Origin of the sequence: Pseudomonas sp. G.S.17, from assembly GCF_038096165.1 — a bacterium.
GTDB lineage: Bacteria > Pseudomonadota > Gammaproteobacteria > Pseudomonadales > Pseudomonadaceae > Aquipseudomonas.
In genome coordinates this window covers 5,711,216-5,725,936 of the sequence record NZ_CP151076.1, presented here as the reverse complement: position 1 = coordinate 5,725,936, position 14,721 = coordinate 5,711,216, and the positions used below count along the sequence as shown (strand labels likewise).

Annotated in this window: 13 protein-coding genes and 1 pseudogene; 9 read left to right on the top strand and 5 right to left on the bottom strand. The window is 61.8% G+C overall.

The features are described from left to right. Positions 1-29 precede the first annotated feature (29 nt). The 4 genes from AABC73_RS26750 (at position 30) to AABC73_RS26735 (ending at position 3,603) form a co-directional block, all read left to right on the top strand. On the top strand, positions 30-800 hold the full coding sequence (locus AABC73_RS26750) for an ABC transporter permease (RefSeq protein WP_341524342.1): 771 nt from the start codon (positions 30-32) through the stop codon (positions 798-800). Then, positions 797-1,591 (top strand): ABC transporter permease subunit, encoded by a 795-nt coding sequence (locus tag AABC73_RS26745; protein ID WP_020290854.1) that lies wholly within the window; start codon positions 797-799, stop codon positions 1,589-1,591. The genes AABC73_RS26750 and AABC73_RS26745 overlap by 4 nt, the downstream gene beginning before the upstream one ends. Then, positions 1,588-2,613, top strand: coding sequence for an ABC transporter ATP-binding protein (locus tag AABC73_RS26740; RefSeq protein WP_341521597.1), 1,026 nt, complete (start codon positions 1,588-1,590; stop codon positions 2,611-2,613). Before AABC73_RS26745 ends, AABC73_RS26740 begins: the two co-directional genes overlap by 4 nt. A 156-nt stretch (positions 2,614-2,769) precedes the next feature. Further along, entirely contained in the window at positions 2,770-3,603 is an 834-nt protein-coding gene (locus AABC73_RS26735; RefSeq protein WP_341521596.1) for a phosphodiesterase, read from the top strand. A 301-nt stretch (positions 3,604-3,904) separates the two neighbouring features. Here AABC73_RS26735 and AABC73_RS26730 read toward each other — a convergent pair whose 3' ends face one another. The 3 genes and pseudogenes from AABC73_RS26730 to AABC73_RS26720 all read right to left on the bottom strand — a co-directional run bounded on the left by AABC73_RS26730 (position 3,905) and on the right by AABC73_RS26720 (position 7,579). Continuing rightward, the gene (locus tag AABC73_RS26730; RefSeq protein WP_341524341.1) at positions 3,905-5,806 is read right to left on the bottom strand and encodes a PhoX family phosphatase; all 1,902 of its coding nucleotides are present in this window, start codon (positions 5,804-5,806) and stop codon (positions 3,905-3,907) included. 81 nt (positions 5,807-5,887) lie between these two features. Beyond that, entirely contained in the window at positions 5,888-6,652 is a 765-nt protein-coding gene (locus AABC73_RS26725) for a TOBE domain-containing protein (protein ID WP_341521595.1), read from the bottom strand. Positions 6,653-6,844: 192 nt separating this feature from the next. Further along, a pseudogene (locus AABC73_RS26720) lies at positions 6,845-7,579 on the bottom strand (ComF family protein). A 111-nt stretch (positions 7,580-7,690) separates the two neighbouring features. Between AABC73_RS26720 and bioB the strand changes: the two are divergent. The 5 genes from bioB (at position 7,691) to bioD (ending at position 12,280) form a co-directional block, all read left to right on the top strand. Further along, positions 7,691-8,746: a biotin synthase BioB gene (gene bioB / locus AABC73_RS26715; protein WP_020290863.1), complete on the top strand. Its 1,056-nt coding sequence runs from the start codon at positions 7,691-7,693 to the stop codon at positions 8,744-8,746. Between the two features lie 105 nt (positions 8,747-8,851). Further along, positions 8,852-10,042, top strand: a complete 1,191-nt coding sequence (gene bioF / locus AABC73_RS26710; RefSeq protein ID WP_341521594.1) for an 8-amino-7-oxononanoate synthase — start codon at positions 8,852-8,854, stop codon at positions 10,040-10,042. Further along, on the top strand, positions 10,035-10,766 hold the full coding sequence (locus AABC73_RS26705; protein WP_341521593.1) for an alpha/beta fold hydrolase: 732 nt from the start codon (positions 10,035-10,037) through the stop codon (positions 10,764-10,766). The genes bioF and AABC73_RS26705 overlap by 8 nt, the downstream gene beginning before the upstream one ends. Further along, positions 10,759-11,571: a malonyl-ACP O-methyltransferase BioC gene (gene bioC / locus AABC73_RS26700; protein WP_341521592.1), complete on the top strand. Its 813-nt coding sequence runs from the start codon at positions 10,759-10,761 to the stop codon at positions 11,569-11,571. The genes AABC73_RS26705 and bioC overlap by 8 nt, the downstream gene beginning before the upstream one ends. A 28-nt stretch (positions 11,572-11,599) precedes the next feature. Then, on the top strand, positions 11,600-12,280 hold the full coding sequence (gene bioD / locus AABC73_RS26695) for a dethiobiotin synthase (protein ID WP_341521591.1): 681 nt from the start codon (positions 11,600-11,602) through the stop codon (positions 12,278-12,280). A 156-nt stretch (positions 12,281-12,436) separates the two neighbouring features. Here bioD and AABC73_RS26690 read toward each other — a convergent pair whose 3' ends face one another. Both AABC73_RS26690 and AABC73_RS26685 read right to left on the bottom strand, forming a co-directional pair. Further along, a complete protein-coding gene (locus AABC73_RS26690) occupies positions 12,437-13,909 on the bottom strand; it encodes an aldehyde dehydrogenase family protein (RefSeq protein ID WP_341521590.1) in 1,473 nt (490 codons plus the stop codon). Then, positions 13,902-14,720 carry an ABC transporter permease gene (locus AABC73_RS26685; RefSeq protein ID WP_065831513.1) on the bottom strand — a complete coding sequence of 273 codons (819 nt, stop codon included), beginning with the start codon at positions 14,718-14,720 and terminating at the stop codon, positions 13,902-13,904. The genes AABC73_RS26690 and AABC73_RS26685 overlap by 8 nt, the downstream gene beginning before the upstream one ends. Between the last annotated feature and the right edge of the window lies 1 nt (position 14,721).

The window sequence follows — 14,721 nt, the reverse complement described above, 5'->3', positions numbered from 1 at the left end:
CGACTGCGGCCTGGGCGCTGGCTCCGGCAATGGCCGTGCTGTTCGCCTTCTGGCTGCTGCCATTGGCGCATCTGGTTTTGCTGGGCGGCGAAAACCGCGACGGCAGCAGCGGTTACTGGCAAGTGTTGAGCAGCGCGCAATATCTGGGCAGCCTGGTGCAGACCTGCGTGCTCGCCGTGGTGGTGACGCTTGCGGCGTTGCTGGTCGGTGGCATCAGCGGGGTTTTTCTTGCCCGGCAGCGGTTTTTCGGCCGCTCGGCGCTGGTTGCCTTGTTGACCTTTCCCTTGGCATTTCCCGGTGTGGTCGTCGGTTTTCTGGTGATCCTGCTGGCGGGTCGTCAAGGTTTGTTCGCCATGCTGGGCATGGAGCTGGCGGGGGAGCGATGGATATTTGCTTACTCGCTGACCGGCCTGTTCATCGGTTACCTGTACTTCTCGATTCCACGGGTGATCCTCACGGTGATGGCCGCCTGTGAAAGTCTCGACCGCAGCCTGGAAGAAGCTGCCCATTCCCTGGGTGCCGGGCATTGGCGAGTGGTCTGCGATGTGATCGTGCCGGGCCTTGCGCCAGCGTTGGTGTCCTGCGGTGCGATCTGTTTCGCGACCTCCATGGGCGCGTTCGGCACCGCCTTCACGCTGGGCACCCGGCTTAACGTGACGCCGATTGCCATCTACAACGTGTTCACCAATTACGCGAATTTCGCCGTTGCTGCGGCGTTGTCGGTGGTGCTGGGCGCGGTGACCTGGGCCGTGCTGTTGCTGGCTCGACGGCTGGTGAAAAATTCGGGGACTGTTCTGTGAAGCGTTCCACACTGTTTATCGCGCAGCTGCTGTTTACCTTGTTGGTCTGCGCCTTCATGTTGGTGCCGGTGGTTATGTCCTTGCTGGCCGGGCTGACGCGCAATTATTTTCAGGGCTTGTCGAGTGGGCTGACATTCGACTGGCTGATTCAAGTCTGGCAGGCGTACTCGCCCACGGTCTGGTTGTCGCTGCAACTGGCGCTGGCCTGCGCGGTATGCGTTTGCGTGATTGGCGTGCCAGCGGCTTACGCGCTGGTACGCATGAACAATCGCTTCAGCCGCGCCTTCGAAGAGTTGATGGTCTTGCCGGTGGCCATGCCCGGTCTGGCCAGCGCCCTGGCGTTGCTGCTGACTTACGGCCAGTTCGGCGGGTTTCGCAGCAGTTGGTTGTTCATTCTGGTCGGCCACGTGTTGTTCACGCTGCCTTTTCTGGTGCGCCCGGTGATGGCGGTGATGCAGCGCCAGCATTTACCGACGCTGGAGGAGGCTGCCGCCAGTCTGGGTGCGGGGCCGATCAAGCGCTTCTTCAGCGTTGTGGTGCCCAATTGCCGCGCCGGGATTCTCGCCGGGGTGTTGATGGTCGTCACCTTGTCGTTGGGTGAATTCAACCTGACCTGGATGCTGCACACGCCCATGACCAAAACCCTGCCGGTGGGGCTGGCCGACAGCTATGCCTCGGCGCGGCTGGAAGTCGCCAGCGCCTACACCCTCATATTTCTGCTGATGATCGTGCCGCTGTTGATTGCGTTGCAGGCCATCAGCGCCCGTCTTTCCCGTGGAGAGAGTCGATGACCGGAACCACCATTCGCCTGCAGGGCTGCCGCAAGGCATTCGCTGACGGCACCGTCGCCGTGCAGGACCTGAACCTGACCATCGAACCTGGCGAAACCCTCGCGATTCTCGGTCCGTCCGGCTGCGGTAAAACCACCACATTGCGGCTGATCGCCGGGCTGGAAAGTCCGGACGTCGGGCAGGTGTTTTTCGATGACACTGACGTCACTCGCCTGCCCATCGAAAAGCGCGATGTCGGCATGGTGTTCCAGAATTACGCGTTGTTCCCGAATCTGGATGTGACCGGCAACATTGTTTACGGCCTGAAGATTCGCGGCATGTCGCCCGCCGAACGCAACAAGCGCTGTGCCGAATTGTTGGAACTGGTCGGTTTGCAGGCACACGGCAAGCGCAGCATTCATGAGCTGTCCGGCGGCCAGCGCCAGCGGGTTGCCCTGGCTCGCGCCCTGGCGCCACGGCCTCGGGTGCTGCTGCTCGACGAACCGCTGGCGGCCCTCGATGCCCAGTTGCGTGAGCGTTTGCGCAGCGAGCTGGATCAGCTGTTGCGCGGGCTCGGCATCACTGCCGTGTTCGTCACCCACGATCAGGGCGAAGCCATGGCGCTGGGCGACCGCATTCTGGTGATGGAGCAAGGCCGCGTCGCGCAACTGGCGACCCCGCGAGAAATTTATCAGCAACCAGCCAACGCCTTCGTCGCCGGTTTTGTCGGCAATCTCAATGCATTTGCCGTGGACGGTCGCACGGCTGATGGCCTGAAAGTCAGCGGTGGCGAGCTGCCGTGGACGGGCTCGAACCTGCCTTCAACCGTGTATTGCCGCCCGGAGCATCTGCGGGTAATGGACGGCGAAGGTCACGTGCGCGGGCGTCTGGTCGGACAGTTTTTCCAGGGCGCGCAGAGTCGCCTGTTGGTGGATATCGGCGCCGCGCAGCCGTTGCTGGTCGACAGCACCGACAACGTCATTCATTTGCCGGGTGCACTGATTGCCCTGGCGGTCGAGCCGCAGGTGTTGTTTACCTTGTGAAAGATTGACCTATGCAGACTGTGTGGGAGCGAGCTTGCTCGCGAAAGCAATTTGTCAGGTTCTGGAAATTTTCCGGATGCACCGGCCTCTTCGCGAGCAAGCTCGCTCCCACAAGAACCAAATCAGTTCAGCAGCTTTCAGTTATGGAAACCTATTTTGAACCACCCATTCCTCATTGCGCAGATCAGCGATCTGCACCTTAAAGCCGGTCAAAAACTGACCTACGGAATCGTCGACACCTTGGGCGCCTTGCGTCGTGCGGTTGATCATCTGAACGCCAGCGTGCCGCGCCCCGATGTTGTGGTCATCAGCGGCGATCTGGTGGATTTCGGTCGCCCGGACGAATACGCCGTGCTGCATCCGCAACTCAATCGGCTGCACATGCCGTTTTATCTGGTGCCGGGCAATCATGATGATCGCGCGCACCTGCTGGCTGAATTTGCCGATCAGGCTTATCTGCCAATCCGTCACGACCAGCCGCTGGATTGGGTCGTCGAGGAATACCCCGTGCGCCTGATCGGACTGGACACCAGCATTCCCGGCTCCCATGGCGGGCAACTGATGGAGAGTCAGTTGGTCTGGCTGGATGAGCAGTTGGCCCAGCGCCCGAATACGCCGACCGTGTTGATTCTCCATCATCCGCCGTTCATCACCGGCATCGGGCATATGGACCGCGAGCCGTTCATCAATCGGGCTGAGTTTGAAAAAGTGGTTGCTCGGCACCCACACGTCGAGCGTCTACTCTGCGGGCATTTGCACCGGCCGATGCAGCGGCGTTTCGCCGGGAGCTTGAGCTGCATCTGCCCCGGCACTTCACATCAGATCGTGCTCGATCTACAGGAAGACGCCCCGGCACATTTCAATCTGGAGCCAGCGGGTTACTTGTTGCACCGCTGGCATCCCGTGGAGGGCTTGGTCACCCATAACGCGGTGTTCGGCGCGTATCCGGGGCCGTATCCGTTTTATGACGGGAATGGGTTGATTGATTGAGCGGCGATAACCCGTTGGCGCGAGGCTTGCTCGCGAAGAACGATGACGCGTTGGATCTGGACCGCCGAGGCGCCTGATTCGCGGGCAAGCCCCGCTCCAACGATCTGGACCTGTGGGAGCCGAGCTTGCTCGCGAAGAACGATGACGCGGTGAATCTGGGCCACCGAGTCGCCTGATTCGCGGGCAAGCCTCGCTCCAACGATCTGGACCTGTGGGAGCCGAGCTTGCTCGCGAAGAACGATGACGCGGTGGATCTGGGCCACCAAGGCGCCCGCTCGCTCCAACAGCTGCGACTATTTAATCAAGCGCCGATCACGCCGCCATCTTCCCGGGTAATCACCATCACCGACGAACGCGGCTTGCCGTCTGGCAGGTGTTCGGGGAAGGTCGAGCCGCCGTTTTCGCCGGGGTGCTGGATGCCGATGAACAGCGTCTTGTAGTCCGGTGCGAAGCTGATGCCGGTGACTTCGCAGCCAATCGGGCCGACCATGAAACGGCGAATCTCGCCGCTTTGCGGGTCGGCGCAGAGCATCTGGTTGTTGCCCATGCCGGCAAAATCACCTTTGTTGGTGGAGTCGCCGTCGGTCTGGATCCATAGACGACCGGCCTGGTCGAAACTCAGGCCGTCCGGGCTGTTGAACATGTTCTGCGCATTGATATTGCTTGAACCGCCCTGGGGTTTGCCGCTGTGAACTGTCGGGTTGCCCGCGACCACGAACAGATCCCAGTCGAACTCCATGGCCGAGGCATTGCCCTCGTTTTCCGCCCAGCGCAGGATCTGCCCGTACTGGTTTTTCGCGCGCGGGTTCGGCCCGCCAACCGGTTGCCCGTCGTCGCCGCGTTTGGCGTTGTTGGTCAGCGTGCAATAAACCTGGCCATCCTTGGGGCTGACCACGATCCATTCCGGGCGGTCCATGCGCGTGGCATTCACGACGCTGGCAGCCAGACGCGCATGAATCAGCACTTCAGCCTGATTGGCAAAACCTGCGGCAGCGTCCAGGCCGTTCTTGCCGTGGGTCAGTTCGATCCACTCGCCTTTGCCTTTGGGCCGGTCCGGATTGCCGTCGCCGTTATCGAAACGCGCGACATACAGCGTGCCGTGATCGAGCAAGTCTCGGTTGGCTTTCGGGTCGTTGTGATTGATCTTGTCGCGGCTGATGAATTTGTAGATGAACTCACCGCGCTCGTCGTCGCCCATGTACACGACTGCGCGGCCGCCTTTGGTTTCGGCCAGGGCAGCGTTTTCGTGCTTGAAGCGACCCAGCGCCGTGCGTTTGACCGGCGTGGATTTCGGATCGAACGGATCGATCTCCACGACCCAGCCGTGGCGGTTTAGCTCGTTGGGGTTTTTCGCCAGATCGAAGCGCGGATCGTGGTGGTGCCAGTTGATCTCTTTGCTGGCGACAACCGCGCCGTAACGCTTGATGCCGGCATCGAATTTCTGCTCGGCGTCGCTGCTGCCGAAACAGTCAGTGAAGTTTTCTTCGCAGGTCAGGTAAGTGCCCCACGGCGTCTTGCCGTTGGCGCAGTTCTGGAATGTGCCGAGCACTTTTTTGCCGGTGCTGTCAGCGGCGGTTTTCAGCCAGTCGTGCCCGGCAGCCGGGCCGCTCAGGTTGATCGGCGTGTTGCCATGGATGCGGCGGTTGTATTTCGAGTCCTGCACGAACTGCCATTTGCCGTCCTTGTGCTGGACTTCGATCACCGACACGCCTTCGCTGGCCAGCGCCTTGCGCACTTCCTCGGCGGATTGCGGGTCTTTGCCGTGATCGAACAGGTAGCGGTAATTGGTGTATTCGTTGTTGATTGCCATCAACGCGCGGTCTGGCTTGCCCGGCATCGGGAACAGGCTCATGCCATCGTTGTTGTCGCCGAACTGCACTTCCTGCGCCTCGGCGCTGCCTTTGCCGCTGGCATCGAACCCCGGGCCGTCGCTGTGCAGCGGTTGGCCCCAACTGATCAGGACCGATGACTTATAGCCGGGCGGCAAGCTGATGCTGTCGGCAGTGGCGGCGGGAATGCTGTCGAAACCCAGCAAGGTGCCGGAGGCGGCGCTGACACTGGCGGCGATTGTGCTGCGGCTCAGCAGGTTACCGCCGAGGAACATCGCGGCGCCGCACAAGGCGCCCGCGCTGATGAAACCTCGACGAGTGAGGCCGACCATGTTTTCCAGATCGGTGCTTTGGTTTTCTTCTAATAGTTTCATCATCACGGCTCCCAGCAGATGTGGCAGCTACCTTAGTCAGGCTTTATGACGAAAACATTTCGAAAGGGTGACGTGCTGCGGCTACTGCGCGGTGCCCAGCAGAACCAGTGAGGGGGCAAATTGCGCCTGCACCGGGCTACCGACAACCAGCTCCAGCGCGGCAAGCTGCGCGGGCTCGGCCAGCGAGCACAATGTCTGGCCGCTGGGCAGGGCGATGCGGACCTCGCTGGGGCCGTCCTCGGCACCGAGAATGGCGTCGATTGTGCCGTGAAGTGAATTGTGTCCAGTTGTTGCGGGCTGGTCGGGGCCGAGCAAACTCAGCCATCCGGCTTTGATCAGCGCGACGACATCGGTGCCAATTGTCAGGTCCAGGCGCAGCGTGCTGTCGTGGGTGATCTGCGCATTAATGAACAGATCGCCAGCCAGACGCAGGCGCACCAGATCGTTATGACCGTGAGCGGTTATCGCCTCGATGCGGCCGAGCAGTTGATTGCGCGCGCTGGTGCGTAATGACAGGCGACTGAGCAGTTCCAGGTCGGTGCTTTCTTCGGTGGCTTCCAGCACCTGGGCCTGCAAGGCTTGCAGGCGATGATAAAGGCGCAAGACGCGCTCGCCTTCAGCGGAAAGTTTCGCGCCACCGCCGCCACGCCCGCCAACGCTGCGCTCGACCAACGGCTTTTGCGCCAGATTGTTCAGCTCATCGATGGCATCCCACGCCGCCTTGTAACTCAGCCCTGCGCTTTTCGCCGCGCGGGTGATCGAACCCTGCTCGGCAATGTGCTGCAACAACGCAATGCGCTGCGGGCGACGGACCATGTGTTGGGTGAGCAAGGAAGGAAGGGGCATGGGCGCGGCTTTTTGTTTGATGATGAGGGCGAGTGTAAGGAAAAAATAAATGTTGGGGAAAAAACCGGGGCACAGTTTGCGATATCCCAGTGGGAGCGAGCTTGCTCGCGAAGGAGTCGGTACCCTGAATCTTTCGAGCCTGGAATATTGCCTTCGCGAGCAAGCTCACCACCTTGAATATCCTCGTGACTGCTAATCCTCCGGCTTGGGCGTTCGCGCCAGGCAATAGACATCCACCCGCCGCGCCCCGGCCTTTAGCAGCACCTGCGCAATGGCATCGGCGGTGGAGCCGGTGGTCAGTACGTCATCGATCAGCGCCACATGCTGGCCGGTGATTTTCTCAGCTTCGACCAAGGCAAAGGCGCCACGCAGATTACGTTTGCGGGCTTTGGCGTTCAGGCCTTGTTGCGCCGGGGTTTCCCGGGTGCGGATCAGCAAGCGAGGTTGTACCGGCAGCTGTAATTGTTGGCCAAGCTAGTCGGCGAGCATTGCGGCCTGGTTATAGCCGCGCTGACGCAGGCGTTTGCTGGCCAGCGGCACCGGCAGCAGCACGTCTGGCTTCGGTTGACCTTCGTCGAAGCGGTGTTGCAGGAATTGTCCGAGCAGTTCGCTCAGTAGGCGGCCCATGGGCCAATTGCCCTGATGCTTGAAGCGCGTCACCAGGCTGTCCACGGGGAAGTCGTAGAGCCACGGCACCAACACTTCATCAAACGCAGGCGGATGGTTGAAGCATTGCGCGCAGCTCAGATCGGCCATTGCCAGCGGCAGGGCGCAATGCCGACATTGATCGCCCAGCCACGGCAGCTCCGCTTCGCAAGGTACGCAGATGGCAAACAGTGAATCGGTACGTTCATCGCACAGCAAACAGATTTGTTTGTTTTTTAACCAGATGTAAACCGGGTATTGGCTTTGTGGTTGACAGCGCATGGCTCTTCCTTAAATATGCCGAACATCCGTGTCGCGCCTGTGGACTTTAAGCGTTTGCATAATGCTGAGCTGCCGGTCGCCTGCTAAAAGAAAATCCCGAGGAGCCGCCCGATGAGCGCCAGCACTACCGCCACTTTGCGTCATGACTGGAATTTAGCCGAAGTTCGGGCGCTGTTTGTACAGCCCTTCAATGACCTGCTGTTTCAGGCGCAAACCGTGCACCGCGCTCATTTCGACGCCAACCGCGTGCAGGTCTCGACCTTGCTGTCGATCAAGACCGGCGCTTGCCCGGAAGACTGCAAGTACTGTCCGCAGTCCGGCCACTACAACACCGGCCTTGAGAAAGAAAAACTGCTCGAAGTGCAGAAGGTTCTCGAAGAAGCCGCGCGCGCCAAGGCCATCGGTTCGACGCGCTTCTGCATGGGCGCGGCCTGGAAGCATCCTTCGGCCAAAGACATGCCTTACGTGCTGGAGATGGTCAAAGGCGTGAAAGCCCTGGGCCTGGAAACCTGCATGACCCTGGGTCGTCTGGATCAGGATCAGACCGAAGCGCTGGCTTCGGCGGGTCTGGATTACTACAACCACAACCTCGACACCTCGCCAGAGTTCTACTCCAGCATCATCACCACCCGTACTTACGGCGAGCGCCTGCAAACCTTGGCCTACGTGCGTGATTCGGGGATGAAAATCTGCTCCGGCGGCATTCTCGGCATGGGCGAATCCCTCGACGACCGCGCCAATCTGCTGATCCAGCTGGCCAATCTGCCGGAGCATCCGGAATCGGTGCCGATCAACATGCTGGTCAAGGTTGCCGGTACGCCGCTGGAAAACGCCGAAGACATCGACCCGTTCGACTTCATCCGCATGCTCGCCGTGGCCCGCATCCTGATGCCGCAATCCCATGTGCGGCTGTCGGCCGGTCGCGAAGCGATGAACGAGCAGATGCAGGCGCTGGCATTCTTCGCCGGAGCCAACTCGATTTTCTACGGCGACAAACTGCTCACCACCGCCAACCCGCAAGCCGACAAGGACATGCTGTTGTTCTCGCGCCTGGGTATCAAACCCGAAGCCCGCGAAGAACACGCTGACGAAGTGCATCAGGCCGCCATTGAACAGGCGCTGGTCGAACAGAAGAGCAGCGCGCAGTTTTATAACGCTGCGGTTTGACTACCGACCGTAGGACCGGCTTCAGCCGGGAGGGCCTCTTTCCTGACTGGCCCGCTCCCGGCTGAAGCCGGTCCTACGGGAGCTTAAATTTCCCCCGAGGCCTGCATGTCCTTCGATCTTCTCGCACGTCTCGCTGCCCGCCGTGCTGACAATCTCTATCGCCAGCGCCCGCTGCTGCAAAGCCCGCAAGGGCCGGATGTGGTGGTGGATGGTCAGCCGTTGCTGGCGTTCTGCAACAACGATTATCTGGGCCTGGCCAATCATCCCGAAGTCATCTCTGCCTGGCAGGCCGGTGCTGAAAAATGGGGCGTCGGTGGCGGTTCTTCGCATCTGGTGATCGGCCACAGCGGCCCGCATCACGAACTCGAAGTGGCGCTGGCGGAAATGACCGGCCGCCCGCGGGCGCTGCTGTTTTCCAATGGCTACATGGCCAACCTCGGTGCCGTGACGGCGCTGGTCGGGCAGGGCGATACGGTGCTGGAAGACCGGCTCAATCATGCTTCGCTGCTCGATGCCGGTTTGCTCAGCGGCGCACGGTTTTCCCGTTATCTGCACAACGATGGCGAGAGCCTGGCCGCGCGTCTGGAGAAAGCCAGCGGCGATACGCTGGTGGTCACCGATGGCGTGTTCAGCATGGACGGCGATCTGGCCAACCTGCCGGCGCTGGCGCAAGCGGCGAAAGCCAAAGGCGCCTGGCTGATGGTCGATGACGCGCATGGCTTCGGCCCGCTGGGTGCCAATGGCGGCGGTATCGTCGAGCATTTTGGCCTGGGCATGGACGACGTGCCGGTGTTGATCGGCACGCTGGGCAAGGCGTTCGGCACTGCCGGGGCGTTTGTTGCGGGCAGCGAAGAGCTGATCGAAACCCTGATTCAGTTCGCCCGTCCGTACATCTACACCACCAGCCAGCCACCGGGATTGGCCTGCGCAACGCTGAAAAGCCTCGAACTGCTGCGCACCGAGCATTGGCGCCGTGAGCATCTGGCGCGCTTGATCGCCCAGTTTCGCAGCGGTGCCGAACAGATCGGCCTGACCTTGCTGGACAGTTTTACTCCGATCCAGCCGATCCTGATCGGCGACGCCGGCCGCGCCATGCGCCTGTCGCAGATGTTGCGTGATTGCGGCGTGCTGGTGACGGCGATCCGGCCGCCCACCGTGCCTGCGGGCAGCGCGCGTTTGCGGGTCACCTTTTCCGCCGCCCACACGCAGGCGCAAGTGCAGCTATTGTTGAATGCATTGGCGCAGTGTTACCCGCTGCTGGATAAGCGCGATTCGGTGGAGCCACATCATGCGTGATCAGTTGATCCTGCTACCCGGTTGGGGTTTGGGCATTTCGCCGCTGGAGCCATTGGCCGCTGCATTGCGTGGCCTGGACGAGCATTTGCGCGTGGAAATCGAGCCGCTGCCTGAGCTGGAAAGCAGCGACCCGCAGGAATGGCTCGACGAACTGGACGCCAATCTGCCGGACAACGCCTGGCTGGGCGGCTGGTCGTTGGGTGGCATGTTGGCCGCCGAACTGGCGGCGCGGCGCGGCGAGCGTTGCTGCGGGCTGGTGACGCTGGCGAGCAATACCTGTTTCGTGACGCGCGGCGCCTGGCCCAACGCGATGGCGGCCGGGGATTTCGAGGCGTTCCTGGCCGGTTGCATCGACGATCCCGATGGCACGCTCAAGCGTTTCAGCCTGTTGTGCGCCCAGGGTGCAGAAGATCCGCGCGGTATTGCGCGCCTGCTCAAGGCTGGCGCACCGCATGGATCCAGTGCGGCGCTGGTCCACAGCCTGCAATTGCTGGAGCAACTGGATACGCGCAGCGCCTTGCAAACCTATCGCGGGCCGCAGCTGCACCTGTTTGCCGGGCTTGATGCTTTCGTGCCCGCTGAAGCCGCGGGCGATTTGCTGGCGCTGTTGCCGGACGTCGAAGTCGGCGTCATCGAGCAGGCCAGCCACGCCTTCCTCCTGGAAAATCCTCACGGTGTCGCGGCGGCGATCCAGGCGTTTCTACATGAGTCCGGTGATGACTGATTTATCCCATCCGAAGTTGCCAGGCGGTTTGCCTGACAAACGCCAGGTAGCCGCATCGTTTTCCCGCGCGGCGGGCAGTTACGACAGCGTCGCTCAGTTGCAGCGCGACGTGGGCGGCGAGCTGCTGTCGCGTTTGCCGCAAGGTTTGCAAGCGCAACGCTGGCTGGATCTGGGCTGCGGCACCGGTTATTTCAGCCGGGTGCTGGCGGAAAAATTCCCCCGGGGTCACGGCGTGGCGCTGGATATCGCCGAAGGCATGTTGCGGCATGCGCAGCCTTTGGGTGGCGCTGAACATTTTGTCGCCGGTGACGCCGAGCGCTTGCCGTTGCGGGATGCCAGCTGCGAGCTGATTTTCTCCAGCCTGGCGGTGCAGTGGTGCGCGGATTTTGCCGCAGTGCTCAGCGAAGTCAGGCGTGTATTGCAGCCGGGCGGGGTTTTCGCCTTCGCAAGTTTGTGCGTCGGTACGCTGTTTGAGCTGCGTGACAGCTGGCAAACCGTCGACGGTCTGGTGCACGTCAACCGCTTCCGGCAGTTGCAGGATTATCAGCAGTTGTGCGCGGCGAGCGGGTTGCGCCTAAGCTCTCTGCAGGTGCAGCCGCATGTTTTGCATTACCCGGACGTGCGCAGCCTGACCCACGAGCTGAAAGCCTTGGGCGCACACAATCTCAATCCGGGCAGGCCTGGCGGCTTGACCGGGCGGGCGCGGATACTGGCGCTGATCAACGCTTACGAGGGCTTCCGTCAGCCTGAAGGCTTGCCCGCGACGTATCAGGTGGTCTACACCGTGCTGGAAAAAAGCCGGTGAACTTAGGATGCAGCAGAGGAAAGCCGAGATGAGCCGTGCGTACTTCATCGCGGGAACCGACACCGACGTGGGCAAGACCACGGTCGCCGCTGGCCTGTTGTACGCCGCGCGACAGGCAGGTTTGAGCACTGTGGCGGGCAAACCGGTTGCTTCCGGCTGCGCGGTGACTCCCAATGGCTTGCGCAACGACGACGCGCTGGCCCTGCTGGCGCAATGCTCGGTTGCCGTGAGTTACGACGAGGTCAACCCCGTGGCCTTCGAGCCAGCCATCGCCCCGCATCTGGCGGCGCGGGAAGCGGGCGTGGCGCTGACGGTGCAAGGTTTGCTCAAGCCGATGCGGTTGTTGTTGGCGCGCAACGCGGATTTCAGCCTGATCGAAGGCGCTGGCGGCTGGCGTGTGCCATTGGCGGATCAGGCCAACCTGTCCGATCTGGCTGTCGCGCTGCAATTGCCGGTTATTCTCGTGGTTGGTGTGCGCCTGGGTTGCATCAATCACGCGCTGCTGAGCGCCGAGGCCATCGCTCAGGACGGGCTGCAACTGGCGGGTTGGGTTGCCAATATCGTCGACGCCAAGACTTCGCGCCTGGAAGAAAACCTAGCGACCCTCGCCGAGCGCCTGCCCGCGCCCTGCCTGGGCCGCGTACCACGCCTGAAGAAACCCAGCGCCGAAGGGGTGGCGGAGTATCTGCATCTGGAGTTGCTGGATTAGGACTGGGATTATTCCCGCCTATTGCTGAGGATCGGTAGGAGGGGACTTGTCCCCGAATGCAATTGAATTGGCAACGAGATCATCCGAAAAAGCATTGTCGCCTGAACTGGCGCCTTCGGGGACAAGTCCCCTCCTACCGGATCTGCCGTTGCAGGTTCATTTCAAATACCAACCCCAAGGCTCTTCGCCGATGTATTCGGTGACTTGTTTGACCTCCAGGTAATTATCCAGGCCCCATTGGCCCAGTTCGCGGCCGATGCCGCTGTGTTTCATGCCGCCCCAGGGCGCTTCGACGAAGGTCGGTTGTGAGCAGTTGACCCAGATGATCCCGGCGCGCAGCTGGTTGGCGACGCGGGTGGCGCGTTGCGGGTCGGCGCTCATCACGGCGGCGGCGAGGCCGAAGCGGCTGGCGTTGGCCATTTGCAGGGCTTGCTGTTCATCCTTGAAGCGCTTGATGCACAGCACCGGGCCGAAGATTTCTTCGCGCCAGACGATGCTGTTTTCGGCAGGCTCGTCAAAGATTGCCGGCTCCATGAAATAGCCTTGCCCCAGATGCGCCGGGCGTTTGCCGCCGGTCAGCAGCTTGGCGCCGCTGGCCTGGCCCTGATCGATAAAGCCCAGCACCTTGTCGTATTGGCTTTTGCTCACCAGCGGGCCGAGCAATACGCCCGGTTCCATGCCCGGGCCGATGGTGATCTTGCGCGCCTCCTCGACCAGTCTTTCGATGAGCCGCGGCGCAATGCTTTCCTGCACCAGCAAGCGCGACGTGGCGCTGCACACCTGGCCCTGATTCCAGAAAATCCCGAACAGAATCCATTCCACCGCCGCCTCGACATCCGCGTCATCAAACACGATGAACGCCGATTTGCCGCCCAGCTCCAGGCTGATGTTCTTGATGTCGCGGGCCGCTGCCGACATGATTTTCGCGCCGGTCGGCACGCTGCCGGTGAAGGCCAGTTTGTCGACGCCGGGATGCAACGTCAGCGGGCTGCCCGCATCGCTGCCCAACCCGGTCACCACGTTGAGCACGCCAGCGGGCAAGCCGATGCGGTCGGCAGCGGCCGCCAGTTCCAGGGCGGTCAGCGGGGTCAGCTCCGACGGTTTCAACACCACCGCCGCGCCAGCCGCCAGCGCCGGTGCGACTTTCCAGGCGGCCATCAGCAGCGGGTAATTCCACGGAATGATCTGCCCGGCAACGCCGATCGGCTCAAGGCGCGTGCGACACCGAAAACGCGCGTCCGGCAGCGCCAGCGGCTGATCCTGCCGACCGTCCAGCTCCCGCGCGAGGCCTGCGTAATAACGAAAACAGCCAATCGCGTCGGCGATGTCCCATTGCGCTTCGGGCAGCGGCTTGCCGTTATCACTGACCTCCAGCCGGGCGATGCTGTCCTGACTGTTTTGCAGTTCGTCCGCCAGGGTTTCCAGCCACACCGCGCGCGCGGCGCCGCTGCTCTGGCTCCAGCCACTGTCGAATGCCCGACGTGCGGCGCGCACCGCATGATCAATGTCTTCTTCGGTGCCTGCCGCGACCCGTTGCAACGTCTGCTCGGTCGCCGGATCGATGACCTCCAGATAGCCGCCCAGGTCGGGGCTGACCCACTCGCCGTTGATGTACAACTGATCACGCATGTGAGGCTCCTGTGCGGCGATTCTGCAAATAACGGGAGGTGAACAGCAGCGCCAGTGACACGCAGATGATCACCGTGGAAACCGCGTTGATCTCGGGCGTCACGCCCCGGCGGATCGAGGAAAAGATGTAGATCGGCAAGGTGGTTTCCGGCCCCGCGACAAAGAACGCAATGATGAAATCGTCAAAGCTGAAGGTGAACGCCAGCAGGAAGCCGGCCATGATTGCCGGGGTGATTTGCGGCAAGGTCACGCGCCAGAAGGTTTCCAGCGGCGGCGCGTACAAATCGGCAGAGGCTTCCTGCAGGGCTTTATCCAGCGAATCCACCCGGCTGCGGACAATGACCATGACCAGCGCCATGGTGAACAACGAGTGCGCGGCGATGACCGTGAAAAAACCCATGTTCAGACGTGGGAAGCCCGGCATCAGATTGGCGAGCAACGGGTTGAGTACATCGAACAGGCTGATGAAGGCGATCAGCGTCGAGATGCCGATGACGATGCCGGGAATGATGATCGAGCAATAGGTCAGCACGTCGAACAGCAGGCGGATCTTGCGTCCGGCGCGTTGCAGGCCGAACACTGCCAAGGTGCCGAACAGCGTCGCCAGCACGGCCGAACAGGTGGCGATCATCGCGCTGTTGCCCAGCGCCTCCATGATGAACGGGTTGCTGAACGCGCGGCCGAACCACTGCACCGAGCAGCATTCGAACGCCAGCCCGCTGCGCCCGGCGTTGAAGCTGAACAGCATGATCAGCGCAATCGGCGCGTAGAGGAACAGGTACAGCGAGGTTGAATAGCTGCGTAGCCACATG

What these genes read in the sequence shown, in the direction of transcription:
- AABC73_RS26750 (WP_341524342.1), top strand. Translation starts at nt 30, where the DNA reads ATGGCCGTGCTGTTCGCCTTCTGGCTGCTGCCATTGGCGCATCTGGTT.
- AABC73_RS26740 (WP_341521597.1), top strand. Translation starts at nt 1,588, where the DNA reads ATGACCGGAACCACCATTCGCCTGCAGGGCTGCCGCAAGGCATTCGCT.
- AABC73_RS26730 (WP_341524341.1), bottom strand. Translation starts at nt 5,806, where the DNA reads ATGAAACTATTAGAAGAAAACCAAAGCACCGATCTGGAAAACATGGTC.
- AABC73_RS26725 (WP_341521595.1), bottom strand. Translation starts at nt 6,652, where the DNA reads ATGCCCCTTCCTTCCTTGCTCACCCAACACATGGTCCGTCGCCCGCAG.
- bioB (WP_020290863.1), top strand. Translation starts at nt 7,691, where the DNA reads ATGAGCGCCAGCACTACCGCCACTTTGCGTCATGACTGGAATTTAGCC.
- bioF (WP_341521594.1), top strand. Translation starts at nt 8,852, where the DNA reads ATGTCCTTCGATCTTCTCGCACGTCTCGCTGCCCGCCGTGCTGACAAT.
- AABC73_RS26705 (WP_341521593.1), top strand. Translation starts at nt 10,035, where the DNA reads ATGCGTGATCAGTTGATCCTGCTACCCGGTTGGGGTTTGGGCATTTCG.
- bioC (WP_341521592.1), top strand. Translation starts at nt 10,759, where the DNA reads ATGACTGATTTATCCCATCCGAAGTTGCCAGGCGGTTTGCCTGACAAA.
- bioD (WP_341521591.1), top strand. Translation starts at nt 11,600, where the DNA reads ATGAGCCGTGCGTACTTCATCGCGGGAACCGACACCGACGTGGGCAAG.
- AABC73_RS26690 (WP_341521590.1), bottom strand. Translation starts at nt 13,909, where the DNA reads ATGCGTGATCAGTTGTACATCAACGGCGAGTGGGTCAGCCCCGACCTG.
- AABC73_RS26685 (WP_065831513.1), bottom strand. Translation starts at nt 14,720, where the DNA reads ATGTGGCTACGCAGCTATTCAACCTCGCTGTACCTGTTCCTCTACGCG.